Raw genomic sequence first — 25,748 nt, forward strand, 5'->3', positions numbered from 1 at the left:
GTGCGGGGACGCCTGTTTCCGCGGCGAGGAAGTCCGGGCCCCGCCGGTGGGTGCGCCGTGCGCTGAGCACTGCAGCCTCGATGTGTCCGGGGGTACGCCTCGGGCAGCTGCGGGGGCGGCTGGAGCGGTCGTGCAGGCCGTTCCAGCCCTCGGCCCGGAAACGGGCCACCCATCGGTGCGCGCACTGGCGCGACACTCCCAGCTCCTTGGCCACGTGCGCCACCGGACGCAGGTCGTACACGACACGGCGCACCAAGAGACATCTGCCGTGAAAGGTCAGCCGGGCATTAGCGTGGGCCACCAAGACCTCCGGTTGTGGTGAAGACAGGCATCTCCACTACGCCCGGAGGTCTTCTCTTGATCAACTACCGACGCGAGTCACCAACCTCTTGGCCGAGTACACCTAGCCGCCCGGTCCGGCTGTCCACAGGAACACCGGTTCGCACAGAAAGCTCCTAGAGTTCTCCTCACCGATGAAGATCGAAACGGATCCGCACGGACCGGACACGGATCCGCACGGACCCGACGGGGAGGGCATGACCATGGTGAGCAGACGGGGGCTGTTGGGCGGAGCCGCGCTGGTGGGGATGGGCGCGGTGGCCGGCATGGCGGTGGGTGCGGGGACCGCCGCCGCCGACGAGCCGCTGGACACGCCGTTCACCCCGGTCGCCGCGCCGCATCTGGCCGAGGCCGAGCAGCAGGTGCGGTACCAGCGACTGCTGGCGGCCGGGTATCTGCCGACGGGGCTGGCCGGGCACTGGCCGCTGGACGGCTCCGGCGCCGACCACTCCGGCCTTGGGCATCCGGGCACCCCGGGCTCGGGAGCGAGCTGGACCAGTCTGCGGGCTGGCGGCGAACTGAGCTTCGACGGCACCTCCGGGGCCTACGCCGCCACCGCATCCGTCCTGGACACCACGGCCCCGTTCACGGTCACGGCCTGGGTCCGGCTGGCCGACGACGCCGTACTCACGAACATGTACACGGCCGTGAGCCAGGACGGCGGCAGCGCCAGCCGCTTCCTGCTCCAGTACGACGACGCGGCCGGGACCTGGGCGTTCAAGGTGCGCAGCGAGGACCAGAACACCAAGGTCTCGGCACTCGCGGCCAATCCCGTCACGAAGACGGGCGTCTGGACCCATCTGGCAGGCGTCTGGGACGGCACCCGCGTCCAGCTCTACGTGAACGGCGTCCTGGAGGGCAGTGCCGGCACCACCCTGTCGTGGGCCGCGCCCCAGGGCTTCAGCATCGGCCGGGCCCGCTGGGACGGCGATTACGTGAACCGCTTCAAGGGCGCGATCGACGACGTCCGCGCCTACGGCCGTGCCCTCGACGCCGATGAGATCGCCCTGGTCAGCGGGCGGACGGCACGCGCCAACAACGTCTACCTGATGGACACCTCGGCGACCGTGACCTGGGGCCGCCCGGACGACCTCGCCGGCTGGGTGGCCCGGGCCCGCTGCTCGTCCTTCGTCACGGCGCTGCTCAAGCACACCTACGGCTGGGCCACCGACGCCTACTTCCTCCAGTACTTCCAGGAGAAGGGCCCGGAGGCCGCCGACTACTGCTCGGCGTTCCGGAACGGCACCGCCGGCCCGCGCTTCCGCCGCATCCACAAGGTCACCGAGCTGCTGCCGGGCGATCTGATCGCCGTCGACTACAACGGGCAGGACGCGGAGAACACCGGGCACATCGTCATGGTCCGCGAGGTCAAGGGCGTCTTCAGCGGGGTCGCGGACTTCACCGGCGAGACCCAGTACGCCGTCGAGATCGTCGACTGCACCTCCGACCCGCACGGTGTCTACGGCCTCAGCAACTACCCGCGATACCCGGACACCCGCATGGTCGGCAACGTGGACGGCGAGAGCTTCCAGGGCGTCGGCATCGGCCACATGATGTTCTACGCCTCCGACGCCACCGGCGAGTTCTCCCGGTACCGCTGGAGTGTCAACTCCTCCGCGTCCACCGGCACCCACTCGGTGGACGACCGCCCGGTGGCGGCGGCCCGGATCGTCTGAGCCCCGCCCCTCACCCCAGTCCGGCTGCCTCCGCCGCCGTCCGCAGCACGTCGCGGAGCATCTCGGGGGTGAGGCGGCCGGTGAAGGTGTTGCGCTGGCTGACGTGGAAGCAGCCGAAGAGTTCCAGGCCGCCGAGGCCGACCCGGGTGCCGTGGGCGAACGGCGGGCGGGGCCGGGGCACGGTCCAGCCCGCCGCGGCGAAGGCCGGCAGCGCGGCCTGCCAGCCGAAGGCGCCGAGCACGACGGCGGCCCGCAGCGTCGGCCGCAGCAGCGTCAGCTCCTCGACCAGCCAGGAGCGGCAGGTGTCGCGCTCCGCGGGGGTCGGCTTGTTGGCGGGCGGGGCGCAGTGCACGGGCGCGGTGACGCGCACGCCGTACAGCTCCAGGCCGTCGTCGGCGCTCACCGACGTCGGCTGCGAGGCGAGCCCGATGTCGTACAGCGCCTGGTACAGCACGTCACCGGAACGGTCGCCGGTGAACATCCGGCCGGTGCGGTTGCCACCGTGCGCGGCCGGGGCGAGGCCGATGATCAACAGCCGGGCGTCGGCGGGCCCGAAGCCGGGAACGGGCCGGCCCCAGTACGTCCAGTCGGCGAACGCGGCGCGCTTGGTACGTGCCACGTCCTCCCGCCACGCGACCAGGCGGGGACAGGCACGGCAGACGCTGACGCGCTGGTCGAGGTGGGCGAGCCGGGTGTGCGGGGTGTGCGAGGGGCGGTTCACGTTTCAACGGTAGGTCCGGTCCCGTAGGCGGAGGCGGAGAAAAGGGCGGCGGGGGCGAGGTTTGCCGGAGCGGCTCGGGCGGGGGTGCGCGGGAGCGCCGTGTCGGTCTGTGTGGGCTGGCGGCCGCGGGTTGTGTGTGGCTGATCGCGCGGTTCCCCGCGCCCCTGTGGGGCGCGGTGGTGGGCGTCGGCAAAACGGTTCCGTCGATTTCGGCTCCTGGGGCTAAGGTCGGAGCATGGCTTCTGAGGATGCGGACGACGGCAGGGAGCTCGCGATCGGAGGGACCGGGGCACCCGCCTCAGCCGGGCCTGACGAAGGAACCGAGGCCCCTGCCACTCCGGCTCCCGACCCCGCCGCGATCGCCGCGGCTGTCGCCGCCGCCGAGGCCGCGGGGCCGGCTCCCGGTGAGAACGTGCGGATCGACAGCTGGATCTGGGCCGTCCGCCTGATCAAGACCCGCTCCATGGGAGCCACCGCCTGCCGCGGCGGGCATGTCCAGGTGAACGGCGAGCGGGTCAAGCCCGCCCACTCCGTGCGCGTCGGCGATGAGGTGCGGCTGCGCAACGAGGGGCGGGAGCGGGTCGTCGTCGTGAAACGGCTGATCCGCAAGCGGGTCGGCGCCCCGGTGGCCGCCGTGTGCTACATCGACAACTCCCCGCCGGCCCCGCCCCGCGAGGCCTTCGCCCCCATCGGCATGCGCGACCGCGGCACCGGCCGCCCCACCAAGCGCGACCGCCGCGAACTGGAACGACTGCGCGGCTTCGGCGGGATGGGAGGGGGCGGCACGAGTGGGAACGACACCGGTGGGATGGGCTCGACGGGCCGGGCGAGCGGTGCACACCCCGGCGGACGGTGATCCACCGGGTCGGCCCCGCGGAGCTCGCCCCGGCCAGCGGCTCCTCCCCCGGCCCGGGGCTCCCCGCGGCTCGGCTCCTTCCCCGGCCCGGGAGCTGCTCCCCGCTCGGTGGGTCCACCCGCGCTAAGCCGTCGGCACCGCCCTCACCCATATCCCGTCCTCGGTCAGATACTCGGCCACCTCCAGTCCCGCCTCCGCGAGCGCCTGCTCGAACTGTTCCTCGGTGAGCGGTCGGGCCAGGAAGGTCTGGGTCCAGGTGGCGTCCGGGAACTCGTACTCCGCGCGCACCGAGTTCGCCCCGTCCCCTACCGGCTCGGCCGACACGATCCGGACGGTGTAGCCGCTGGGGTCGACCCTCTCCCTCGGCACGTTCGTGTGGTAGTCCGCGCCCTCCCGCTGGATGAGGACGCTGCCGCCGTCCGCCACGTGCGCCGCGCAGGTGTGCAGCATGTCCCGACGCTCCTGCGCATCCCCGGTGTTCACCAGGAACGACGCGAGCATCACCACGTCGAACTTCTCACCCAGGTCGAGCCCTTCGATGGTGCTGCGTATCGTGCGCGCCCCGCGGACGCGCTCCAGCATCTCCGCCGACTCGTCCACCGCCGTGACCGTGAAGCCCCGCTCCAGGAGCGGGTGCGTCATGCGCCCCACACCGCAGCCCAGCTCCAAAATGTGGGCGCCGGCCGGGACCGCCGCCTCGATGATGTCCGGCTCGTCGCCGGCGGCCAGGCGCGAGTAGAGCTCTACCGCGCAGCCGTCCGGGGTGATCGCTCCGGGTCCCGTTCCCTCATGCCCCTCACGCATTTCAACCGTCATGCCCGAACAACGGCCCGTCGCCGGACCGCCGTTCCCGCACCGGGACGATTCACTCGTTCGAGCAGTTCGAAGGTCCGACGGGAACTTTTCTGCCGCCGGGCGCAGTTGACGACCTCACTGGTCCCACGGGAACCATCCGTGCCCGACGTACCAGTGGCCGCCCGCCCGCAGATGGTCGCCGACCGCCCGCTCCACCGACGTCCGCCGGGGCAGGTCCCGTACCGACAGGTCCGGGTCGCCGAAGACGAAGCCGACCGGTGTGGTGTCAGACGGCTCCGGATCCACCCACCCGGGCCGGAACCGCTCCTGGAAACGGACGATGTTGGAGCCCGCCGGAAGGTGCAGTCGCAGCTGCGGATCGAGCAGCCAGGAGTGGCAGGTCGCGACGGTGTGGGGCTCCTCGGGAAAGTGCCGGGCGAAGAACTCCCGGGCGCGGTCCACGGAGCGGTCGCAGGCGACCGGGGTGAGCGGCCCGAGGAAGTCGGGGATGTGCAGGTCCAGGGAGGGCTCGCCGCCGGTCACGTCGGTGCCGACCACCTTGATCGCCTGTGCCGTGCGGTCACCGAGCCACGTCCGCTCGTACTGCAGGCGCCCCAGCTGGTAGAGGCGGCCACCGAAGTGGCGGGTGAGCCAGTGCGCCTGGCGCGCTGCCAGTCCGCCGCTGCCGATGCGTCTGCGATGCAGTGCCATGCCGCGGCCGAGGTCGGCGAGCGTGTGGCGGGAGACGTCGTCGGGAATGCCGCGTGCCCGGTGCACCGCGCGGACGTGCGGCACCGCCGCGAGGAAGACGTACACGAGGAAGTACGCGCCCAGCGCGTCCGGAGCCTGGGCGGCCCGGTCGGCGAGCCCGGCCGGGTCGTCCACCTCCCGCACCGCACCGGTCACGTCCTCGGCGCCCTCTTCCAGCAGCCGCCGGAGCCCGGGGTCGGCGGCCACGGTCCGCCGCAGTGCCACCAGATCGTTGATGTCCTCGTGCGGCACGGCGAGGTCGAGGAGCAGGTCGGGCAGGTCGTCGGCGTCCGGCAGCACGGCGGGGTCCCCCTTGGTGAACGTCCGGTCGAGGAGTACGTTGCAGACAGGAATGGTGATCCGGGATGCGTACAGGCAGTGAACCGGCGACCGCCCGCAGTGCGCTTCGGGCGCGGTTGTGGCTGAGCGTGTGGGGGCTGGCCTGGGCGATCTTCGGCACGGCGGTGTTCGCGCTGGTCGGGCGTCCCGGCTGGGCGGCGGCCTGCGGGGTGCTCTGGCTGGTGGCGACCGTGGACATGGTCGTGATCCTCAGGCACATCCGGCAGGGCCCGCACTATCAGCCGGGCCGCGACGTGCCGCCGTACCGGCCCGCGGACACCCGCCCGCCGCCGTTCCGGCGCCCGCCGCAGCACGGTCATCCGTGAGGGAGCATCCGGTCACGCACCCGTGAAGGAGCATCCGGTCACGCGCCGCCGGCTCACGCGCCACTGTCGAAACGGGCCGCCCTCAGGTACTCCGGATTCGGGTCCAGGGCGGCCGCCAGCCGGAAGTGGCGTATCGCGAGGTCGGTGCGGCCCTGGCGCTCGTAGGTACGGGCGAGCGCGAAGTGGGCGAACGCGTTGTCCGGTTCGCGCTCCAGGACGATGGTGAACTCCAGCTCGGCGGGGCGCAGTTGCGCGGCGGCGAAGAAGGCACGCGCGCGCAGCAGCCGGGCGGCGGTGTTCTCGGGGTGTGCGGCGATCACTCCGTCGAGCAGCTTCACCGCGCCCCGCGGGTCCCGTGCGTTGAGCAGTTGCTCGGCGGCACGGAAGTCGATGACATGCGTCTCCGGAGTACGTCCGGTCGAACCGCTGGTCTCGGGCACGGCAAAGTCCTTCCCTCACTCGAGCGGTTCAACGCCCGGACGGGTGTCCGCTATTTCGAAGACGCATTCCACTCGCTCGAACCCGACGCCTGCGCCCGGCGCACGAGGTCGGCCCACACCTCCCCGACGCGCCGTTGCAGCGCGTCCAGGGGGACGTCGTTGTCGATCACGATGTCCGCGATCTCCAGGCGTTTCTCGCGCGTCGCCTGCGCCGCCATGCGCGCGCGGGCGTCCTCCTCCGTCATCCCCCGCAGCCGGGTCAGCCGGTCCAGCTGGGTCTCGGGGGCGGCGTCCACGACGACCACGACGTCGTAGAGCGGCGCGAGGCCGTTCTCCGCGAGGAGCGGGACGTCGTGGACCACGACGGCGTCGGCGGCGGCCGAGTTCTCCAGCTCGCGGGAGCGGGCCCCGACCAGGGGGTGCACGATCGAGTTCAGTACGGCGAGCTTCTCGGGGTCGGCGAAGACGATCGAGCCCAGCTTCGGCCGGTCCAGGCTGCCGTCGGCGGCCAGCACTTCCGGTCCGAATGCCTCGGCCACGGCCGCCAGACCGGGGGTCCCGGGCGCGACGACCTCACGCGCGATGCGGTCCGCGTCGATCAGCACCGCGCCGTGCCCGACGAACAGCCGGGACACCTCGCTCTTGCCGGCGCCGATCCCGCCGGTGAGGCCAACTTTCAGCATGCCCCGAAGCTTAGGCCCTGCCACTGACACCGGCCGTTACGGGGCTCGGTCGCCCAGGCAGAGGCTTGCCGCCCCGGCCGAGGCTCGCCCCGGCTGCCCCGCCGGGGGGCTCGCCGCTCCGGCCGGTGCGGGTCGCGTGCGGGCGGGCCTCAGTTGTCGCCCTCGCGCTCCGCGAGGAAGCGCTCGAACTCGAGGCCGATCTCGTCCGCCGAGGGGATCTCCACCGGCTCGGCGAGCATGTTGCCCCGCGTCTCGGCGCCCGCGGCCGCGTCGTACTGGTGCTCAAGTCCCTGCACGAGGGCGGTGAGCTCCTCGTCGCCCTCCTGGATCTGGCTGTCGATCTCCGTCTGCGTGCGGTACGCGTCCGTGCGCAGGGCGTGCGCGATACCGGGGAGCACCAGGCCGGTGGCGCCGGTGACGGCCTCCAGGACGGTCAGGGCGGCGTCCGGGTAGGGCGAGCGGGCGATGTAGTGCGGCACGTGCGCGGCGACGCCCAGGACGTCGTGGCCGGCCTCCATGAGGCGGAACTCGAGCAGGGACTCGGCGCTGCCGGGTACCTGGGCCTCGTCGAAGGGGCTGCGGTGTCCGGGAACGAGGTCGGTGCGGTTGCCGTGCGGGGTGAGCCCCACGGGGCGGGTGTGCGGGACGCCCATCGGGATGCCGTGGAAGTTCACGGACAGGCGGACGCCGAGCCGCTCCACGATCTGCCGTACGGCCGCGGCGAAGCGCTCCCACTCGACGTCCGGCTCGGGGCCGGACAGCAGCAGGAACGGCGCACCGGTGGCGTCCTGGACCAGCCGGACCTCGATGCTGGGCTCCTCGTACTCGGTCCAGCGGTCCCGCTTGAAGGTCAGCAGCGGGCGGCGCGCCCGGTAGTCCACGAGCCGGTCGTGGTCGAAGCGGGCGACGACCTGGTGGGGCAGTGAGTCGAGGAGCCGGTCGACGATCTGGTCGCCGGTCTCACCCGCGTCGATGTATCCGTCGAAGTGGTAGAGCATGACAAGACCGGCCGACTCCTGGGCCAGCGCCATGTCGACGACTGCCAGCCCCTTCGGCTCCCATGCGTACAAACCCTGCGGATCAAGCACTGTGACCGCTCCTCCTCGTGTTCGTACGGGTCAACGCGGCACTGACCACAGGCATTCCCACCGGGGCCCCGAACAGGCGCCTCTCACCGCCTTCTCATGCCGGGAGAGGGTGCACGCGCGTGTCCGCACCGGGCGCGGTCACGCGCGCGTGCCGGGGTCAGGCCGTCATCACGCGCGTGTGGAGCGCCGTCACCGCCTTGCGCGCCGAGCTGAACGCGCCGTGCTGCCAGGCGTCCGTGTAGCTGAGCCAGTCACCGGCGAACCAGACCCGGCCGGTGGGCTCGTTCAGGGGCTTGTAGCGCGCGTCGTCGGGGCCGCCGGGGGTGTCGTGCCAGGCGGCCTCCAGGTGGGGAGTCTGGCGCCAGTGGTGGGAGAAGGAGGAGACCAGTTCGGTGCGGTACTTGTCGCCGTAGATCTTCACGCCGGCGGCCACGGCGCGCTGTTCGCGCTGGGCCGGGGTGAGCTTGGCGTAGGAGTCGGCGTCGTCGTCGTAGTTGTAGTAGCCGATGAGGACGCCCCGTTCGCCGTGGAAGCCGTACGAGGGGTGCCAGATGTGGGTGACGTCCTGGTCGGTCTCGGTGATGCCGCCGTAGATGTTGTGGTCCAGTTCCCACCAGCGGGAGCGGTATTCGAGGCCGATCTTGGCCGCGGAGGACGGGGTGACGGCCTCCAGGGCGCTCTGCACTCCGGAGCCCAGGTTGTGCGGGATCCTGGCCAGGATGTTGGGCGGCATGGCGGCGACGCAGTAGTCGGCCTCCACGACCTTGGCACGGCCGCCCTGGGTGTACGTCACGGTGACGCCGTGCCCGGTGTCGGTGATCTTGGAGACGGCTGCTCCGGTGTGTATGCGCCGGGCGCCGATCGCCCGGGTGAGCGCCTTCGGTATCTGGTCCATGCCGCCGACCGGCTGGAACATCAGCATCGCCTGGTCGAAGCCGAACTCGAAGGAGAAATAGCGTCCGACACCGCTCGCGAACACCGCGGAGGCGGTCGGCACGTCGCCGAGGAGCACACCGGGGGTGCCGGCGGCGGCCGGTACGGTCGTGTATCCGCGCCGCTCACCGCCCTCGTACGCCAGGGTGTCGCCGAGTTCGCCCCAGTCCTTGAGGAACTCGACGAGCCGCTCCTGGTCGGTGGCCGTCAACTCCTTGTCCAGCGCACCCTTGTTCGTCGCTTTGGCGAGCAACTCCGAGACGTAGCCGTAGACGTCGGCCTTGGCGGTGCGGTACCGCTCCGGCTTCGTCATGCCTGCGGACTCGTTGTAGATGTAGGCGTCGGCGTTGACGTTCGTGAACACCTGGATGGGTACGCCGAGTTCGCGACAGTAGTCGAGGGTGATCATCCACTGCGGGATCCGGGCCGGTCCGGCGTTCATGTAGTGGCCGTCGGCGAACCGCGCGTTCTGCGTGTTGCCGTAGAGGTCGGTGGTCGAGTCACCGCCGCGCACGGTGAAGTTGCGTCCGCCGGTACGGCCCCTGGCCTCCAGGATCGTACAGTCGTAGCCGGCTTTGCCCAGTTCGTAGGCGGTCGCGAGGCCGGCGATGCCGCCGCCGAGGATGACGACCCTGGCGGCGGCGCGCCCGGTGAGGGTGAAGTCGCTCGCGCTGAGCGCCCGGAAGGGCTGTTCACGCTGGGCGGCCTGGGCGGTGGGGGCGAGTCCGAGGGCTCCCATGGTGGCGAACATGGCGCCGGCGCCGCCGGTGAGACCGACATTCCTCAGAAACGACCGCCGGCTCGTCCCTGACCTGTACTGAGGCTGTGTCATGACGCGACTCCCCTTCCGATCTTGAACGAAGACCGGGGAAGCGTCCCAGCGCCGCGTTACGGCCCAGCGGCTACTCGTGTATCCCACACGTTTCTGCGCCCGCGAACCCGAATCGACACAGCAATACGCTCAGTGACGCACATAACCCATCAAGAAACGACAGAGCAACCCCCCTCAGGGGCGCGGGGCTCTGCCGACTTGCGGCTCCGCCGCGTGGGCGCGCTCAGCCACAACGAGCCGGCTCGGACACACAACCGCGCACCCCTCAAAAAACACCGAGGAGCCGCACCTCGAAAGGTACGGCCCCTCGGTCAGGAGCTACAGCTCAGTGAGCGTTCAGCTCTGGCCACCCGCGAGCTTCTCGCGCAGCGCGGCCAGCGCCTCGTCCGAGGCCAGCGCACCGGAGGTGTCGGCGCCCTCGGAGGAGTACGAACCGCCACCGGCGGCCGGAGCGGCACCCGCGGCGTCGCCACCCTCCTCGGCAGCGGCAGCGTCGGCCTCGCGGCTCTTGATGACCTGCTGCTGGTGCTGCTCGAAGCGCTGCTGCGCCTCGGCGTACTGGTGCTCCCACGCCTCCCGCTGGGTCTCGTAGCCCTCGAGCCAGTCGTTGGTCTCGGGGTCGAAGCCCTCGGGGTAGATGTAGTTGCCCTGGTCGTCGTAGGACGCGGCCATGCCGTACAGGGTCGGGTCGAACTCGACCGTGGCCGGGTCGGCACCGAAGGCCTCGTTGGCCTGCTTCAGCGAGAGGCTGATGCGGCGGCGCTCGAGGTCGATGTCGATGACCTTGACGAAGATCTCGTCGTTGACCTGGACGACCTGCTCCGGGATCTCCACGTGGCGCTCGGCCAGCTCGGAGATGTGGACCAGACCCTCGATGCCCTCGTCCACGCGGACGAACGCACCGAACGGAACCAGCTTGGTGACCTTACCCGGGACGACCTGGCCGATCTGGTGGGTCCGGGCGAACTGCTGCCACGGGTCTTCCTGGGTCGCCTTCAGCGACAGGGAGACACGCTCGCGGTCCATGTCGACGTCGAGGACCTCGACGGTGACCTCCTGGCCGACCTCGACAACCTCGGAGGGGTGGTCGATGTGCTTCCAGGACAGCTCGGAGACGTGGACCAGGCCGTCGACGCCACCCAGGTCCACGAAGGCACCGAAGTTGACGATCGAGGAGACCACACCGGAGCGGACCTGACCCTTCTGGAGGGTCGTGAGGAACGTCTGGCGGACCTCGGACTGGGTCTGCTCCAGCCAGGCACGGCGGGACAGGACCACGTTGTTGCGGTTCTTGTCCAGCTCGATGATCTTGGCCTCGAGCTCCTTGCCCACGTAGGGCTGGAGGTCGCGGACGCGGCGCATCTCGACCAGGGAGGCCGGGAGGAAGCCACGGAGGCCGATGTCGAGGATGAGACCACCCTTGACGACCTCGATGACGGTACCGGTGACGATGCCGTCCTCTTCCTTGATCTTCTCGATGGTGCCCCAGGCACGCTCGTACTGCGCGCGCTTCTTCGAGAGGATCAGGCGGCCTTCCTTGTCCTCCTTCTGGAGGACGAGGGCCTCGATCTCGTCACCGACGGCGACGACCTCGTTGGGGTCGACGTCGTGCTTGATCGAGAGCTCGCGGCTCGGGATGACACCTTCGGTCTTGTAACCGATGTCGAGCAGGACCTCGTCCCGGTCGACCTTCACGATGACGCCGTCGACGATGTCGCCGTCGTTGAAGTACTTGATCGTCTCGTCGATCGCGGCGAGGAAGGCTTCCTCGTTACCGATGTCGTTGACCGCAACCTGCGGGGTGGTGGCGGTGGTCTCGGTGCTGCTCGTCATGTGAGAAAGGGCTCCGGTACGGACATTGAAGTCGTAGGTACTGCTTACGCCGGGAGCCTGTTTCGCTCTGTAGAAGCCGGACAGCCTAGGAAGCGCCACCCGAAACACTGGTGACGCCTCGACAACCGAGGGGACATACAACAGATGCGAGCGCAGCCTGCTACGTCTGAGGTGCGCAGGCCCGCAGCGCAACTTGTAGCATACGGGGGCAGCCGGGCAGGGTCAATGCGCGAAGGCGCACACCCGGGGCGGATCGCCGCATACCCGGCACAAGAAACGTCCCACCAGGCCACGCAGGCCTGAGGGATCCCCTCCGTGACACACCGCTGACGAGTTGCACGGAAGAGTACGACGAGGGAGCCGATCATCCAAGAGCCCGATTCGTTCGACGTCGCGGAGGCCGGTGCGACGACCGGCGCCGAGGCCGAACCGGAAGCCACCCGGCGTGCCGCCGGGGTCGCGGAGAGCAGCCGGGCCAACCGGGGCTGGTGGGACCGCAACGCCGACGAGTACCAGGTCGAGCACGGCACGTTCCTCGGCGACGACCGTTTCGTGTGGGGCCCGGAGGGCCTCGACGAGGTGGAGGCGGAGCTGCTCGGCCCGGCGGAGGAGCTGAAGGGCAAGGACGTCCTGGAGATCGGCGCCGGCGCGGCCCAGTGCTCGCGCTGGCTGGCCGCACAGGGAGCCCGCCCGGTCGCCCTGGACCTCTCGCACCGCCAGCTCCAGCACGCGTTGCGCATCGGCGGATCGTTTCCCCTGGTCTGCGCGGACGCGGGCGCGCTGCCCTTCGCGGACGCCTCCTTCGACCTGGTGTGCTCGGCGTACGGCGCGCTTCCCTTCGTCGCCGATCCGCGCCTGGTGCTGCGCGAGGCGCGGCGGGTGCTGCGGCCGGGCGGGCGGTTCGTCTTCTCGGTGACGCACCCGATCCGCTGGGCGTTCCCCGACGAGCCCGGCCCCGAAGGGCTCTCGGTCTCCGCCTCCTACTTCGACCGGACGCCGTACGTCGAGCAGGACGAGGACGGCCACGCGGTGTACGTGGAGCACCACCGGACGCTCGGCGACCGGGTCCGGGACATCGCCTCCTCGGGTTTCCGGCTCGTCGACCTGGTGGAGCCGGAGTGGCCGGCCTGGAACACGTCCGAGTGGGGCGGCTGGTCCCCGCTGCGGGGCAATCTCATTCCCGGGACGGCGATCTTCGTGTGCGAGCGGGACTGAGCGTCTTGCGAGCACGACTGAGCGTCTATGCGAGCACGACTGAGCGTCTAAAGGAAACGCACGCGCGCGTGAGGGGCGCTTCCAGGACGTACGACACTGGGTGCGTGATCCGTTACGACGCCCTGGACGCGCTGCCCGTGCGGCAGGCCCTGCCCGCTCTGCGCGACGCCCTGGAGGGCCACGGCACCGCCGTGCTCGTGGCACCGCCCGGCACCGGCAAGACGACGCTGGTGCCGCTGGCGCTGGCCGGGCTGCTCGGCGAGGGGCCCGCGCGGCGGGTGGTGGTGGCCGAGCCGCGCCGGATCGCCGCCCGCGCGGCGGCCCGCCGGATGGCCTGGCTGCTCGGCGAGCAGGTCGGGCGGAGCGTCGGCTACACCGTGCGCGGCGAGCGGGTCGTGGGACGGCACGCGCGCGTGGAGGTCGTCACGACCGGTGTTCTCTTGCAGCGTCTGCAACGCGACCAGGAGCTGTCCGGCGTGGACGTCGTGGTCCTCGACGAGTGCCATGAGCGCCATCTGGACGCCGACACGGTGGCGGCCTTCCTCTGGGACGTGCGGGAGACCCTGCGGCCGGAGCTGCGCCTGGTGGCCGCGTCGGCGACCACGGACGCGCAGGGGTGGGCGCGGCTGCTGGGCGGGGCACCGGTGGTCGAGGCGGCCGGTGTCTCGTACCCCGTGGAGACCGTGTGGACGCCGCCGGCCCGTCCGGTGCGGCCGCCGCACGGGATGCGCGTCGACCCGGCGCTGCTGGCGCATGTGGTGTCGGTGGTGCGGCGGGCCCTGGCCGAGCGGGACGGGGACGTGCTGTGCTTCCTGCCCGGCGTGGGCGAGATCGCGCGCGTGGCCGGCCGGCTGGGGGACCTCGGGGACGTGGAGGTGCTCCAGGTGCACGGCAGGGCACCGGCCTCCGTCCAGGACGCGGTGCTGGCGCCCGGGGCCCGGCGCCGGGTGGTGCTGGCCACCGCGGTCGCCGAGTCCTCGCTGACCGTCCCCGGGGTACGGGTGGTCGTCGACGCGGGGCTGGCCCGGGAGCCGCGGGTGGACCACGCGCGCGGGCTGAGCGCGCTGGCGACGGTGCGGGCGTCCCGCGCGGCCGGGCGGCAGCGGGCGGGGCGGGCCGGGCGTGAGGCGCCGGGGGCGGTGTACCGCTGCTGGTCCGAGGCCGAGGACACCCGTCTGACGGCCTTTCCGGCCCCGGAGATCAGGGTGGCCGACCTGACCGCGTTCGCCCTCCAGGTGGCCTGCTGGGGCGATCCGGGGGCCTCGGGACTGGCGCTGCTGGACCCTCCGCCGGCCGGGGCGATGGCGGCGGCGCGGGAGGTGCTGACGGCGATCGGTGCGGTCGACTCCGCCGGACGGGCGACGGAACGGGGGGTGCGGCTGGCCCGGCTGGGGGTGCATCCGCGGCTGGGACGGGCGCTGCTGGACACCCCGGGCGGGGGTGCCGAGGTGGTCGCACTGCTGAGCGAGGAGGCTCCGCGGGAGTACGGGGACGACCTGGCGGCCGCGCTGCGTGCCGCCCGGCGGGGCGGTGACGCCTATGCCGGGCGCTGGCTCGCGGAGGTGCGGCGGCTGAAGTCGGACGGCGAGGGCGCGTCGGCGTCCGGCGTGGACGACCGCGCCGTGGGACGCGTCGCCGCCCTCGCCTTCCCCGAGCGGGTCGCCAGGGCCGACGGAGGGTCGTACCTGATGGCCTCCGGCACCCGGGCCGAGCTCGGTGACGGCAGCCCGCTGCGCGGTGCGCCGTGGCTCGCCGTGGCCGTCGCGGACCGTCCCGTCGGCAGCGGGCACGCGCGCGTGCGGCTCGCCGCGGTGGTGGACGAGGACACGGCCAGGGCGGCGGCCGCGTCGCTGTACACGGAGGACCAGGAGGTCCGCTGGGCCGACGGGGACGTCGTCGCGCGGCGGGTGGAGCGGCTCGGGGCGATCGAGCTCGCGGTGCGGCCGTTGCGGGACGCCGACCCGGCCCTCGTACGCGATGCGCTGCTCGACGGGCTGCGGCGCGAGGGGCTCGGCCTGTTGCGGTGGACGCCCGACGCCGCCGTGCTGCGGCAGCGGCTCGCCTTTCTCCGGCTGCGTCTCGGTGAGCCCTGGCCGGACGTGTCCGACGAAGCGCTCCACGCGCGCGTGGACGAATGGCTGGAACCGGAGCTCGGCCGGTCCCGGCGGCGGGCCGATCTCGGACGGATCGACGCCGGGGAGGCGCTGCGGCGGCTGCTGCCGTGGACGGGCGGGGAAGCGGGGCGGCTGGACGAACTGGCGCCGGAGCGGATCGCCGTACCCAGTGGGTCGCGGATCCGGGTCGACTACGGGAATCCGGAACAGCCGGTGCTCGCCGTGAAGCTGCAGGAGATGTTCGGGTTGCAGGAGTCACCCGCGGTGGCCGGGGTGCCGGTGCTGGTGCATCTGCTGTCGCCGGCCGGGCGGCCCGCCGCCGTCACCGCCGACCTCGCCTCGTTCTGGAGGGACGGCTACAAGGGCGTACGGGCCGAGCTGCGCGGGCGGTATCCGAAGCATCCCTGGCCCGAGGATCCCGCCGGCGCCGAGCCCACCCGGCACACCAACGCGCGGCTCAGGCGCTGACCGGTTCCGGGACCGAGGTGTCGACGGGCGCCGGGTCGGCGGGGCGGCGGCTGCGGGCCTCCAGGTAGAGGGAGAGGGCGAGCAGCGCGATGCCGAGGGACAGGAACCCCCAGGGGAGGTAGGAGGTCAGCATCAGGACGAGGGTGCGGTTGTGCTTGACCAGGGCGACCGTGTGCTCGATGTAGTCCTCGCGCATCTTCACGTCGCCGGCGAAGGCCGTCACCTTGGCGCGGCCGCCGAGCAGGGTGCCGCCGCGCAGCTCCTCCTTGTGGATCTCCTCGCCGTAGACGGGCGCCCCGGTGGCCGGCTCGACCCAGAACTTCCGGACCGTGGTGTACCAGCGGGTCGTGCCGGTCTTGGCGACGGACTCGGCGGTGATGCCCTGCACCGGCAGCTTCTTGGGCATGGGGACCTTGGTCCAGGGGATGGTCTGCTCGAAGTAGTAGACCTTGACGCCCCGGAAGGTCTGCGTCCCCTTGTAGTGGATGGGGTTGGTGGTGCGGGTCTGCGCGTCGAAGTACTCGTAGTCCCGTTTCTCGGTCAGGAACGGGAACTTGAACTCGATGCCGTCCCGTGCCACCGGGTCGCCGTCGACCATCTCGCCGGTGGCGTGCACGGGTTCCTGGCTGTGGGCGTCGAAGATGTAGCGCTCGGGGATCTCGGAGACCATCTTGCCGTCGGGCCCCTGGACGTAGGACAGGCCGTCCCAGACGACGACGTCCCGGCCCGCCGTCTTCTCGATCTTCTTCGCGGCCGCCACGTCGCCCTTGAGGGTCTGCACGATGGTGACCTGAGGGACCTTCTTGGCCTTCATGGTGCCGTAGTCGAGGAGCGTGGCGTTCTTCGCCACCAGGACCATGTCCTGGTACTGGTTCGCCGGGATCTTGGCGAGCCGCGGGAAGGCGTACCAGCGCAGCAGCGGGGAAAGCGCCGCGAAGAACACGGCACAGGCGAGCAGGACCAGACTGGCCTTGCGGCGCATCACGGCCTCCCGGGCGGCGGTTACGGGTGTGAGGGCACCGTCGTGAGCAGCGGCTTCGGGGACGTTCTCCCGTCCGGCGACCCGAGGGCGCTGACGGTCACGACCAGGGCGAACGCGAGGGCGAGACCGGTCGCGGCGGCGATCAGGGCACGCATGCGGGACCTCCCTACGGCCGACGGCCTCCTGATGGATCGTCAGGTCCGGGCACCGTAGCAACGGGAGGGTGAGATGAGAACAGGTCGTACGACGACGAGGGCGCCGTCCCGCGTCGGCGGGAGGGCGCCCTGGGCGTCGTACGACGGTGGATCAGGAGGTGGCGGAAGCGCTCGGGGAGGCGGAAGGCGACGCGGACGCGCTCTCGGAAGCGGTCGGCGACGGGCTCGGCGAGCTGTCCGCCGCGGCGACCGTCAGCTCGACGGTGAGCGTGGCGCCGCCGGTGGTGGTGATGCGGAGCAGGAACGTGCCGGTGGTGTCGTCCGCGTACAGCTTGGGCAGCGTGAGCAGGCCGTTCGCGTCCGTCTTGAGGTCCGTGAGGGTGCGCACGGCGTTGCCGTCGGCGTCCTTGAAGTAGGGGCCCTTGTCGTTCGTGCTCGTGTCGTCGGCCGACTTGATGAGCGTGGCGGTGGCGGCGACCTTGTCGGCGACCGCGCCCTCGTAAGTGGCCTTCGCCTGTACCTGGTCGGCGAACTCGCCGCCCGGGGTGCAGGTCAGCGCGGTGGTGTTGGCGAGCGCGAGGGTGTCGGCGGCGCGCGCGGTGACGGTCGCGTCGTAGTCGACGCCCTTGACCGTGCGGCCGACCACGCTGGCATGGACCGTGAAGTCGCCGGTCTTCTCGCCCGCCTGGAGCACCGGGGCGACGGCTACGCCCTTGCTGTCGGTGACGACCGTGGCGACGCTCTCGCCACCGGCGAAGGTCGCGTCCGTGTCCCCGACGATGGTGAAGCGGACCCGGATCTTGGCGACGATCCGGCCGGCGATGGTCTCCGCGCGCGTGCTGATCTGCTTGCCGAACGCGTCGCCGGCCGTCGCCGTGAGCGTGGCGGTGCCCGCGTCCTCCAGGTGGTCCACTGTGTCGGTGGCCGTGGGCGGTGCGGTGGGTGACGTGCTCGGGGCGCTCGGCGTGGGCTCGTCGGGATTCGGCGTGGTCTTGGTCGGCTTCGTCGTGGAGCCGTCGGAACCGGAGCCGGAATCCGAACCGGAGCCGGTCGAGCCGTCGCTGCGGTGCGAGGGCAGGGTTCCCGTGCCGTTCGGGACCGAGTGGGTGCCCTTGCGGTAGAACTCGTACCAGGACAGCACCAGGTTGAGGTAGTCCTGCGAGTTGTTGTAGCTGAGGATCGCGCTGTTCATGTCGGCCTGGACGGAGAGGTCCCAGCCGTAGCGGCACAGGTAGTGGCCGGCGGCGAGCGCCGCGTCGTAGACGTTGTTGGGGTCCTTGACGCCGTCACCGTTGCCGTCGCGGCCCGCCCACGCCCAGGTCGAGGGGATGAACTGCATGGGGCCGACGGCCTGGTCGTACTGGCTGTTGCCGTCGTACTTGCCGCCGTCGGTGTCCTGGATGAGCGCGAAGCCGTTGCCGTCGAGCTCGGGGCCGAGGATGCGGTGCAGGGTGTTGCCCTCGGCGTCGACGTCGCCGCCGCGGGCCTGGCCGGACTCGACCTTGCCGATGGCCGCGAGCAGCTGCCAGGGCAGGTTGCAGCCGGGCTTGGAGCTGCGCAGCTCCGCCTCGGCCTTCTTGTAGGCGTCGAGGACGGTGGCGGGTATGCCGGCCTCGGCCGCTCCCCGGGAGACGGCGGTGCCGATGCTCGACGAGGAGGCCGTGGGGCTCGCGCTGGGGTTCGGGCTGTTGAGCGGCGGCAGGTCCGTGTAGTACGGCGAGTTGCCGGTGGCGCCGTCCGCCGCTCCGGTTCCGTCGGGCGCGGAGGTGCTGGCGCCGGCGTTTGCCTGTCTGCCCGTGTCTCCGGTGGTGGCGCCCGGAGCCTGGGAAGCGGACAGAGCCGCTACCGCCAACGCGGCCGCGGCGGTCGTCGCCGCTCCCTTGCGCAGCCGCCTGCCGAATTGCGCCGCCATAAGGTGAACCCCTCCCATGGACGCCTTCTGAGCGCCCGTCTCCGTCTGTCCGCTCGCCTCTGGTGTGACGGTCGACCCGGTGCTGTGGTTGCCCCCTGTTACCTCTTTCGCGTGTCGAGGTAGCGCATCCGGCCGTGCACGCCGGGGCGGCGACCCAGGCGACCCTACGACAACTTCCTTTCCACGGACACCCGGCGGTGCCCGATTTTCACCAGTTGGCCATTCCCCGTTGAACGATGGTGGTGTCGCGGATACTTGCCGTACGCGATCACTTGTTCGGCGCTCCGGCCGACGACTCTTCCAGGGGGCCCGGGTGCCGTTCACTCTCAGCCATGCCGCCGCCGTGCTGCCCGCCCTGCGCGGCGACGGGACCGGACGCGGGCGGCCGGTCCCGGCGGTGCTCGTCGCGGGGTCCTTCGCGCCCGACCTCACCTACTACGCGGCGAGCGCGGTGCCGGACGCGATGGAGTTCGGTACGGTCACGCACTCCTTCACCGGTGTCCTCACCGTCGACGTGCTGATCTCCTGGGCGCTGGCGGCACTGTGGCTGCTGGTCCGGGAGCCGGTGGTGGCCCTCGCGCCCCGGGCCCGGCAGGGCCGGGTGGCCGCGCTCCTGCGCTGCGGGGCGCCACGCGCGCGTGCGGGGCTCCCGGTGGCCGCGTGGTGGTACGTCTCGGCCGTGCTCGGCGGGCTCACGCACGTCGTCTGGGACGCGTTCACGCACCACGACCGCTGGGGGACGCGGTTGATCCCGGCGATCGGCCGAAGCGTCGCGGGCATGCCGTTGTACACCCTGCTCCAGTACGGCAGTTCGGCGGTGGGCGCGGCCGTGCTCGCCGTGTTCGCGGTCCGCGCGGTACGGCGGGCGCCGGCGGCGGAGCCGGTGGGGGTGCCGCTGCTGTCGGTACGGGACCGGTGGTGGGCCGGCGCCGGAATCGCCGGCTGCGCCCTGCTCGCGGCGGTGCAGCGGGCGCTGCGGTGGTGGGAGTTCTGGGGGGCCACGGCGAAGCCCTGGGAGTTGCTTCCCACGGTGCTCTTCGGGGCGGGCGCGGGGCTGTTGCTCGGGGTGCTGGGGTACGCCGTGGCGGTCAGGGTGTGGCGTCCGGCCCCGGTGGCCGACGGCGCGCGGCCGAGTGCGTCGGCCGTTCGGTGAGGCTCGCCACGAACACGGTCATGGTGCGGGGGCGGCGGGGGCCGGGGAGCGCGGTGAGGAGCAGCGCGAGGTAGCTGCGGGCGAGGTCGAGCCACTGGCGCAGGTCCGGGCGGGTGCGCAGCCTGCGCCGGAGGCGGGAGACCGCCCGGCGCACGGTGACCGCGAGGTCGGTGGGGATGCGGGCGGAGCTGGCGCTGGCCGCTTGGGCCGGGGCCGACGGGAACGCCGTGACCTGAGCGGAGGCGGAGGCGGAACGGGCCTTGGCCGGAGGCCTGCTCTGGGGCGTCCGGCGGTGAACCATACGTATACCCATGGCCGCATCCTTGCCGGTGGCGGTGGCGGGGGCGTTCTGGCGGGGTCCACGCGAGTGACGGGCCGGCGCCCTCATTTTTCTCCGCCGCCCCCATCTCCTTGCTCCGCCACCCCCTCTCCCTTCCTCGCCGCCCCCCTTTTTTCTCCGCCGCAACGGTGCTCAGCCACAGCGACGCTGTCCGGCGGTGCCGAGCCGGGCGCATCCCGTGGGTTCGGCACCGCCGGAAGCCACCGTCGTGGCTGAGCACCGTTGCGGCGGAGCAAGGGGAGGGCGCGGCGGAACAAGGGGAGGGGACTGCGAAGAAGGAGGACAGAAGACATGCAGGGCGCCGCCACCAGAAAGGTAGGACGCCGCCGCCGAGATGGAAGGGCGCCGCCACCAGAAAGGTAGGGCGCCGCCACCGAGTTGGAAGGGTGCCGCCGCCGAAATCGGGCAGCGGCACCCTTCGCTGGTCCCCTGGAGACACGCCCCCGTCGGCCTCTGTGGCTCGGCACCGCACGCGCCCCCTGTCGGCTCTCGCCGGAGGCGTCAGTGGGCTGCTGATTCCCAGTCCGGGCCCACGCCCACCGAGACGTCCAGAGGGGCCCTGAGGTGGACCGCGTTGGACATCTGGTCGCGGAGGACCGCTTCGACCCGGTCGCGCTCACCGGGGGCGATCTCCAGGACGATTTCGTCGTGGACCTGGAGGAGCATGCGGGACTTCAGCTCCGACTCGCGGAGTGCGCCGTCCACCCTCAGCATGGCGATCTTCACGATGTCCGCCGCCGTGCCCTGGATGGGCGCGTTGAGGGCCATCCGCTCGGCCGCCTCCCGGCGCTGGCGGTTGTCGCTGTTGAGGTCGGGGAGGTAGCGGCGGCGGCCGAAGAGCGTCGCCGTGTACCCGGTGGCACGGGCCTCGTCGACCACCCGGCGCAGGTAGTCGCGGACCCCGCCGAAGCGCTCGAAGTACGTGTCCATCAGGCCCCGGGCCTCGCCCGCGTCGATGTTCAGCTGCTGGGAGAGGCCGAACGCCGACAGACCGTACGCGAGGCCGTACGACATCGCCTTGATCTTGCGGCGCATCTCCGCGTCGACGGCCGACCGGTCGACGTCGAACACCTGGGAGGCGACCGTGTTGTGCAGGTCCTCCCCGGAGGTGAACGCCTCGATCAGGCCCTCGTCCTCGGAGAGGTGGGCCATCACCCGCAGCTCGATCTGGCTGTAGTCCGCGGTCATGAGCGACTCGAAGCCCTCGCCCACGACGAAGCCCCGGCGGATCGCCCGGCCCTCGTCGGTGCGGACCGGGATGTTCTGGAGGTTGGGGTCGGTGGAGGAAAGGCGGCCGGTCGCGGCGACGGTCTGGTTGAAGGTGGTGTGGATGCGGTCGTCGGCGGCGACGGTCTTGATCAGGCCCTCGACCGTGACCCTCAGCTTGGCCTGCTCGCGGTGCCGGAGCATGATCACCGGCAGTTCGTTCTCGGTCTGGCCGGCGAGCCAGGCGAGCGCGTCGGCGTCGGTGGTGTAACCGGTCTTGGTCTTCTTCGTCTTGGGGAGGGCCAGCTCGCCGAAGAGGACCTCCTGGAGCTGCTTGGGCGAGCCCAGGTTGAACTCGTGGCCGGCCGCCGCGTGCGCCTCCTTCACGGCCTGCTGCACCGCGCCCGCGAACATCTGCTCCATCGCTTCCAGGTGCGCGCGGTCGGCCGCGATGCCGTGTCGCTCCATGCGGGCGAGCAGGACCGACGTGGGCAGTTCCATGTCACGGAGAAGGTCCGCCGCGCCGACCTCCTGGAGCCGCTCCCCGAAGGCCTCGCCGAGGTCGAGGATCGCGCGGGCCTGGATCATCAGCGCCTCGGCCTCGGCGCCGTCGTCCGCGCCGAACGCCAGCTGGCCGTCGGCCGCGGCGGCGGGGGCCAGCTCGCGGTGCAGGTACTCCAGGGACAGCGCGTCCAGGTCGAAGGAGCGGCGGCCGGGCTTGACCAGGTAGGCGGCGAGCGCGGTGTCCATGGTGACGCCCTCGATGGTCCAGCCGTGCTCGGCGAAGACCCGCATGGCGCCCTTGGCGTTGTGGAAGACCTTGGGCCGCGCGGCGTCGGCCAGCCAGGCCGCCCACGCGTTCTCGTCGGCCTCGTCCAGCTCGGCGGGGTCGAACCAGGCGGCCGGGCCGTCGGCCGTGGCGAGGGCGACCTCGGCGACCGAGCCGGTGCCGAGCGCCCAGGTGTCGACGGTGGCGACGCCCAGCCGGCCGGTGCCGTGCCCGGCGAGCCAGCCGGCCAGCTCGCCGGTGCCCAGGACCGTGGCGTCGACTTCCACGCCCGCCTCGGCGACCGGCGTGGACTCGGCCTCCTCGGCGCCCGGGTCGACGGCGTAGAGCCGCTCGCGCAGCGACGGGTTGCGGATCTCCAGGGTGTCCAGGATCATCGCGACGTTCTTGCGGTCGTACGGCGCGCGCTCCAGGTCGGCGACCGTCTTCGGCAGCTGCACGGCCCGCTCCAGCTCGGTGAGCCGGCGGTTCAGCTTGACGGACTCCAGGTGGTCGCGGAGGTTCTGGCCGGCCTTGCCCTTCACCTCGTCGACGCGCTCCACCAGCTCGGCGAAGGAGCCGAACTGGTTGATCCACTTCGCGGCGGTCTTCTCGCCGACTCCGGGGATGCCTGGGAGGTTGTCGGACGGGTCACCGCGCAGGGCCGCGAAGTCGGGGTACTGGACGGGCGTCAAGCCGTACTTCTCGAAAACCTTCTCCGGGGTGAACCTGGTCAGCTCGGAGACGCCCTTGGTCGGGTAGAGGACCGTGGTGTGCTCGGTGACCAGCTGGAAGGAGTCGCGGTCGCCGGTGACGATCAGGACCTCGAAGCCCTCGGCCTCGGCCTGGGTGGCGAGGGTGGCGATGATGTCGTCGGCCTCGAAGCCCTCGACGGCGAAGCGCTGCGCGTGCATGGCGTCGAGCAGCTCGCCGATCAGCTCGACCTGGCCCTTGAACTCGTCCGGGGTCTTGGAGCGGTTCGCCTTGTACTCGGTGAACTCCTCGGAGCGCCAGGTCTTGCGGGAGACGTCGAACGCCACCGCGAAGTGCGTGGGCGCCTCGTCACGCAGGGTGTTGGCCAGCATCGACGCGAAGCCGTAGATCGCGTTCGTCGGCTGGCCCGTCGCGGTCGTGAAGTTCTCCGCGGGCAGCGCGAAGAACGCGCGGTACGCCAGCGAGTGCCCGTCCATGAGCATCAGCCGGGGACGGGAGCCGCCGGGGGTCTTGTCGGTCTGCTTCGCTGCTGAATCTGCCACGCCCCCGATCCTGCCACGCCGCACTGACAGTGAGGGCCGACGGTTCGGGTTGCGGCGAGCTCGGCACCGCCCGAGGGCGCCGTCGTGGCCGATCGCCGTCGCGGCGGAGAAATCGACAGCAGACCAGCAGACATTGGTTGCGTTCCGCTCTGCAGACCGTGCTCGATGGTTGTCGGTGGCGCGTGCGAGGATCGGGTGTCCGTGGCAGTGGTGCCGGTGTAGTAGGGAGAGCATGCGATGGCGACCAAGCCGCCCAAGGAGGATCCGGTCCAGGACGCGCCGCAGGTCGCGGAGCCGAAGCACGCGGCCGCGGGGCTGCCCGCCATCGGGCACACGCTGCGCATCGCCCAGCAGCAGATGGGCGTGAGGCGCACCGCGCTCACGCTGCTCCGCGTGAACCAGAAGGACGGCTTCGACTGCCCGGGCTGCGCCTGGCCGGAGCCCGATCACCGGCACGCGGCCGAGTTCTGCGAGAACGGCGCCAAGGCGGTGGCCGAGGAGGCCACCCTCCGCCGGGTGCCGCCCGAGTTCTTCGCGGAGCACTCCGTGGCCGACCTGCACCACCGCAGCGGTTACTGGCTGGGCCAGCAGGGGCGGCTCACCCACCCCATGTATCTCGCCGAGGGCGCCGAGCACTACGAGCCGGTCGGCTGGGAGCGCGCCTTCGACATCATCGGCGAGGAGATCGCGGCCCTCTCCGCCCCCGACGAGGCGGTCTTCTACACCTCGGGGCGGACCAGCAACGAGGCCGCGTTCCTGTACCAGCTGTTCGCCCGCGAGCTGGGCACGAACAACCTGCCGGACTGCTCCAACATGTGCCACGAGTCCTCGGGCTCGGCGCTGACCGAGACGATCGGCATCGGCAAGGGCAGCGTCCACCTGGAGGACCTGTACAAGGCGGACCTGATCATCGTCGCCGGGCAGAACCCGGGGACCAACCACCCCCGGATGCTCTCCGCCCTGGAGAAGGCCAAGGCCAACGGCGCGAAGATCATCAGTGTCAACCCGCTCCCGGAAGCAGGCCTGGAGCGGTTCAAGAACCCGCAGACCCCCCAGGGCATGCTCAAGGGCGCCGCTCTCACGGACCTGTTCCTGCAGATCCGCATCGGCGGCGACCAGGCCCTGTTCCGGCTCCTCAACAAGCTCGTGCTGGAGACGGAGGGTGCGGTCGACGACGAGTTCGTGCGCGAACACACCCACGGGTACGAGGAGTTCGTGAAGGCCGCCCGCGCCGCCGACTGGCACGAGACGCTCACCGCCACCGGACTCACGCGCGAGGAGATCGAGCAGGCCCTCGGCATGGTGCTCGCCTCGGAGCGCACCATCGTCTGCTGGGCGATGGGGCTCACCCAGCACAAGCACTCGGTGCCGACCATCCGAGAGGTCGTCAACTTCCTGCTGCTGCGCGGCAACATCGGCCGTACCGGCGCCGGCGTCTGCCCGGTGCGCGGCCACTCGAACGTGCAGGGCGACCGCACGATGGGCATCTTCGAGCGGCCCGCCCCCGCCTTCCTGGACGCCCTGGAGCGGGAGTTCGGTTTCGCGCCCCCGCGCGAGCACGGCTTCGACGTGGTCCGGGCCATCGAGGCGCTGCGCGACGGCGAGGCGAAGGTCTTCTTCGCGATGGGCGGGAACTTCGTCGGGGCCACCCCCGACACCGACGTCACCGAGGCGGCCATGCGCCGCGCGCGGCTGACCGTGCACGTGTCGACGAAGCTCAACCGCTCGCACGTGGTCACCGGCGCGCGGGCGCTGATCCTGCCGACGCTCGGCCGGACCGAGCGCGATCTCCAGGGCAGCGGCGAGCAGTTCGTGACCGTCGAGGACTCCATGGGCATGGTGCACGCCTCACGCGGCCGCCTGGAGCCCGCGAGCCCGCACCTGCTGTCGGAGCCGGCGATCGTGTGCCGGCTGGCCCGCAGGGTGCTAGGCGAGAACAGCCGTACGCCGTGGGAGGAGTTCGAGAAGGACTACGCGACGATCCGGGACCGGGTGGCCCGCGTGATCCCCGGCTTCGAGGACTTCAACGCGCGCGTGGCGCACCCGGGCGGCTTCGCGCTCCCGCACGCCCCGCGCGACGAGCGCCGGTTCCCGACGGCCACCGGCAAGGCGAACTTCACGGCAGCCCCGGTGGAGTACCCCGAACTGCCCGAGGGCCGGCTGCTGTTGCAGACGCTGCGCTCGCACGACCAGTACAACACCACGATCTACGGCCTGGACGACCGCTACCGGGGCATCAGGAACGGGCGCCGGGTGGTCCTGGTGAACCCCGAGGACGCCCGGCTGCTGGGCGTCGCCGACGGGTCGTACGTGGACCTGGTCGGCGAGTGGAAGGACGGCGTGGAGCGCCGGGCGCCGGGCTTCCGGGTGGTGCACTACCCGACCGCCCGGGGCTGTGCGGCCGCGTACTACCCGGAGACCAATGTGCTGGTGCCGCTCGACGCCACCGCGGACACCAGCAACACCCCGGCCAGCAAGTCCGTGGTGATCCGCCTGGAGGCCGGTGTGCCGCACCCGAGGGCCGCCGTCTGAGCGCCCGCTCAGTTCGTCTGGAAGAATCGGCGGCCGAC

Annotated in this window: 21 protein-coding genes; 7 read left to right on the top strand and 14 right to left on the bottom strand. The window is 71.6% G+C overall.

Translation table 11 applies throughout. The annotated features are described in order from the left end of the window. Nucleotides 1-301: leucine zipper domain-containing protein (locus ACFWPS_RS19800; RefSeq protein ID WP_383706773.1), on the bottom strand; the 301-nt coding region annotated here is incomplete at its 3' end. 172 nt (nt 302-473) lie between these two features. Here ACFWPS_RS19800 and ACFWPS_RS19805 point away from each other — a divergent pair. After that, a complete protein-coding gene (locus tag ACFWPS_RS19805; RefSeq protein ID WP_383706776.1) occupies nt 474-2,015 on the top strand; it encodes a LamG-like jellyroll fold domain-containing protein in 1,542 nt (513 codons plus the stop codon). A gap of 10 nt (nt 2,016-2,025) precedes the next feature. Here ACFWPS_RS19805 and ACFWPS_RS19810 read toward each other — a convergent pair whose 3' ends face one another. Next, on the bottom strand, nt 2,026-2,736 hold the full coding sequence (locus ACFWPS_RS19810; RefSeq protein ID WP_383706778.1) for a uracil-DNA glycosylase: 711 nt from the start codon (nt 2,734-2,736) through the stop codon (nt 2,026-2,028). Between the two features lie 235 nt (nt 2,737-2,971). Between ACFWPS_RS19810 and ACFWPS_RS19815 the strand changes: the two genes are divergently transcribed. Next, complete coding sequence (locus ACFWPS_RS19815; RefSeq protein ID WP_383706780.1) at nt 2,972-3,592, top strand: RNA-binding S4 domain-containing protein; 621 nt, start codon at nt 2,972-2,974, stop codon at nt 3,590-3,592. A gap of 123 nt (nt 3,593-3,715) precedes the next feature. On the opposite strand, the gene ACFWPS_RS19820 is transcribed toward ACFWPS_RS19815, so the two are convergent. Beyond that, nucleotides 3,716-4,396 carry a class I SAM-dependent methyltransferase gene (locus tag ACFWPS_RS19820; RefSeq protein ID WP_383706782.1) on the bottom strand — a complete coding sequence of 227 codons (681 nt, stop codon included), beginning with the start codon at nt 4,394-4,396 and terminating at the stop codon, nt 3,716-3,718. Between the two features lie 126 nt (nt 4,397-4,522). Further along, nucleotides 4,523-5,437 (bottom strand): acyltransferase domain-containing protein, encoded by a 915-nt coding sequence (locus ACFWPS_RS19825; RefSeq protein ID WP_383706784.1) that lies wholly within the window; start codon nt 5,435-5,437, stop codon nt 4,523-4,525. A 65-nt stretch (nt 5,438-5,502) separates the two neighbouring features. On the opposite strand from ACFWPS_RS19825, the gene ACFWPS_RS19830 reads away from it, so the two are divergent. Then, entirely contained in the window at nt 5,503-5,802 is a 300-nt protein-coding gene (locus tag ACFWPS_RS19830; RefSeq protein ID WP_383706786.1) for a DUF6343 family protein, read from the top strand. 53 nt (nt 5,803-5,855) lie between these two features. Here the strand turns inward: ACFWPS_RS19830 and ACFWPS_RS19835 are convergent, their stop codons facing one another. The 5 genes from ACFWPS_RS19835 to rpsA form a co-directional block, all read right to left on the bottom strand. Beyond that, nucleotides 5,856-6,242: a tetratricopeptide repeat protein gene (locus tag ACFWPS_RS19835; protein ID WP_350786884.1), complete on the bottom strand. Its 387-nt coding sequence runs from the start codon at nt 6,240-6,242 to the stop codon at nt 5,856-5,858. Between the two features lie 50 nt (nt 6,243-6,292). Next, nucleotides 6,293-6,925 carry a dephospho-CoA kinase gene (gene coaE / locus ACFWPS_RS19840; RefSeq protein WP_383706788.1) on the bottom strand — a complete coding sequence of 211 codons (633 nt, stop codon included), beginning with the start codon at nt 6,923-6,925 and terminating at the stop codon, nt 6,293-6,295. 149 nt (nt 6,926-7,074) lie between these two features. Further along, complete coding sequence (locus ACFWPS_RS19845; protein ID WP_383706790.1) at nt 7,075-8,013, bottom strand: PAC2 family protein; 939 nt, start codon at nt 8,011-8,013, stop codon at nt 7,075-7,077. Nucleotides 8,014-8,170: 157 nt separating this feature from the next. Continuing rightward, a complete protein-coding gene (locus tag ACFWPS_RS19850) occupies nt 8,171-9,697 on the bottom strand; it encodes a flavin monoamine oxidase family protein (RefSeq protein WP_383706958.1) in 1,527 nt (508 codons plus the stop codon). Between the two features lie 417 nt (nt 9,698-10,114). Continuing rightward, nucleotides 10,115-11,611: a 30S ribosomal protein S1 gene (gene rpsA / locus ACFWPS_RS19855; RefSeq protein WP_123977983.1), complete on the bottom strand. Its 1,497-nt coding sequence runs from the start codon at nt 11,609-11,611 to the stop codon at nt 10,115-10,117. Nucleotides 11,612-11,977: 366 nt separating this feature from the next. On the opposite strand from rpsA, the gene ACFWPS_RS19860 reads away from it, so the two are divergent. Both ACFWPS_RS19860 and hrpB read left to right on the top strand, forming a co-directional pair. Next, nucleotides 11,978-12,826 (top strand): class I SAM-dependent methyltransferase, encoded by an 849-nt coding sequence (locus tag ACFWPS_RS19860; RefSeq protein WP_383706960.1) that lies wholly within the window; start codon nt 11,978-11,980, stop codon nt 12,824-12,826. A gap of 104 nt (nt 12,827-12,930) precedes the next feature. Beyond that, the gene (gene hrpB / locus ACFWPS_RS19865; protein ID WP_383706792.1) at nt 12,931-15,408 is read left to right on the top strand and encodes an ATP-dependent helicase HrpB; all 2,478 of its coding nucleotides are present in this window, start codon (nt 12,931-12,933) and stop codon (nt 15,406-15,408) included. Here the strand turns inward: hrpB and ACFWPS_RS19870 are convergent. The 3 genes from ACFWPS_RS19870 to ACFWPS_RS19880 all read right to left on the bottom strand — a co-directional run bounded on the left by ACFWPS_RS19870 (nt 15,398) and on the right by ACFWPS_RS19880 (nt 18,457). Further along, nucleotides 15,398-16,390, bottom strand: coding sequence for a DUF3068 domain-containing protein (locus ACFWPS_RS19870; protein ID WP_383706794.1), 993 nt, complete (start codon nt 16,388-16,390; stop codon nt 15,398-15,400). The genes hrpB and ACFWPS_RS19870 overlap by 11 nt on opposite strands. 20 nt (nt 16,391-16,410) lie before the next feature. Continuing rightward, complete coding sequence (locus ACFWPS_RS19875; protein WP_383706796.1) at nt 16,411-16,545, bottom strand: SPW_0924 family protein; 135 nt, start codon at nt 16,543-16,545, stop codon at nt 16,411-16,413. A gap of 151 nt (nt 16,546-16,696) precedes the next feature. Further along, nucleotides 16,697-18,457 (bottom strand): lytic transglycosylase domain-containing protein, encoded by a 1,761-nt coding sequence (locus tag ACFWPS_RS19880; protein ID WP_383706798.1) that lies wholly within the window; start codon nt 18,455-18,457, stop codon nt 16,697-16,699. A gap of 313 nt (nt 18,458-18,770) precedes the next feature. Here ACFWPS_RS19880 and ACFWPS_RS19885 point away from each other — a divergent pair, with 313 nt between their 5' ends. Next, nucleotides 18,771-19,610: a DUF4184 family protein gene (locus tag ACFWPS_RS19885; protein WP_383706800.1), complete on the top strand. Its 840-nt coding sequence runs from the start codon at nt 18,771-18,773 to the stop codon at nt 19,608-19,610. Here ACFWPS_RS19885 and ACFWPS_RS19890 read toward each other — a convergent pair. Both ACFWPS_RS19890 and polA read right to left on the bottom strand, forming a co-directional pair. Then, nucleotides 19,546-19,923, bottom strand: a complete 378-nt coding sequence (locus ACFWPS_RS19890) for a hypothetical protein (protein WP_383706802.1) — start codon at nt 19,921-19,923, stop codon at nt 19,546-19,548. The two genes, ACFWPS_RS19885 and ACFWPS_RS19890, sit on opposite strands and share 65 nt — an antisense overlap. A gap of 528 nt (nt 19,924-20,451) precedes the next feature. Beyond that, the gene (polA, locus tag ACFWPS_RS19895) at nt 20,452-23,178 is read right to left on the bottom strand and encodes a DNA polymerase I (protein ID WP_383706804.1); all 2,727 of its coding nucleotides are present in this window, start codon (nt 23,176-23,178) and stop codon (nt 20,452-20,454) included. Nucleotides 23,179-23,415: 237 nt separating this feature from the next. Here polA and ACFWPS_RS19900 point away from each other — a divergent pair, with 237 nt between their 5' ends. Then, nucleotides 23,416-25,710: an FdhF/YdeP family oxidoreductase gene (locus tag ACFWPS_RS19900; RefSeq protein WP_383706806.1), complete on the top strand. Its 2,295-nt coding sequence runs from the start codon at nt 23,416-23,418 to the stop codon at nt 25,708-25,710. The last annotated feature ends 38 nt before the right edge of the window (nt 25,711-25,748 follow it).

Source organism: Streptomyces sp. NPDC058457 (assembly GCF_042720695.1).
Taxonomy (GTDB): domain Bacteria; phylum Actinomycetota; class Actinomycetes; order Streptomycetales; family Streptomycetaceae; genus Streptomyces.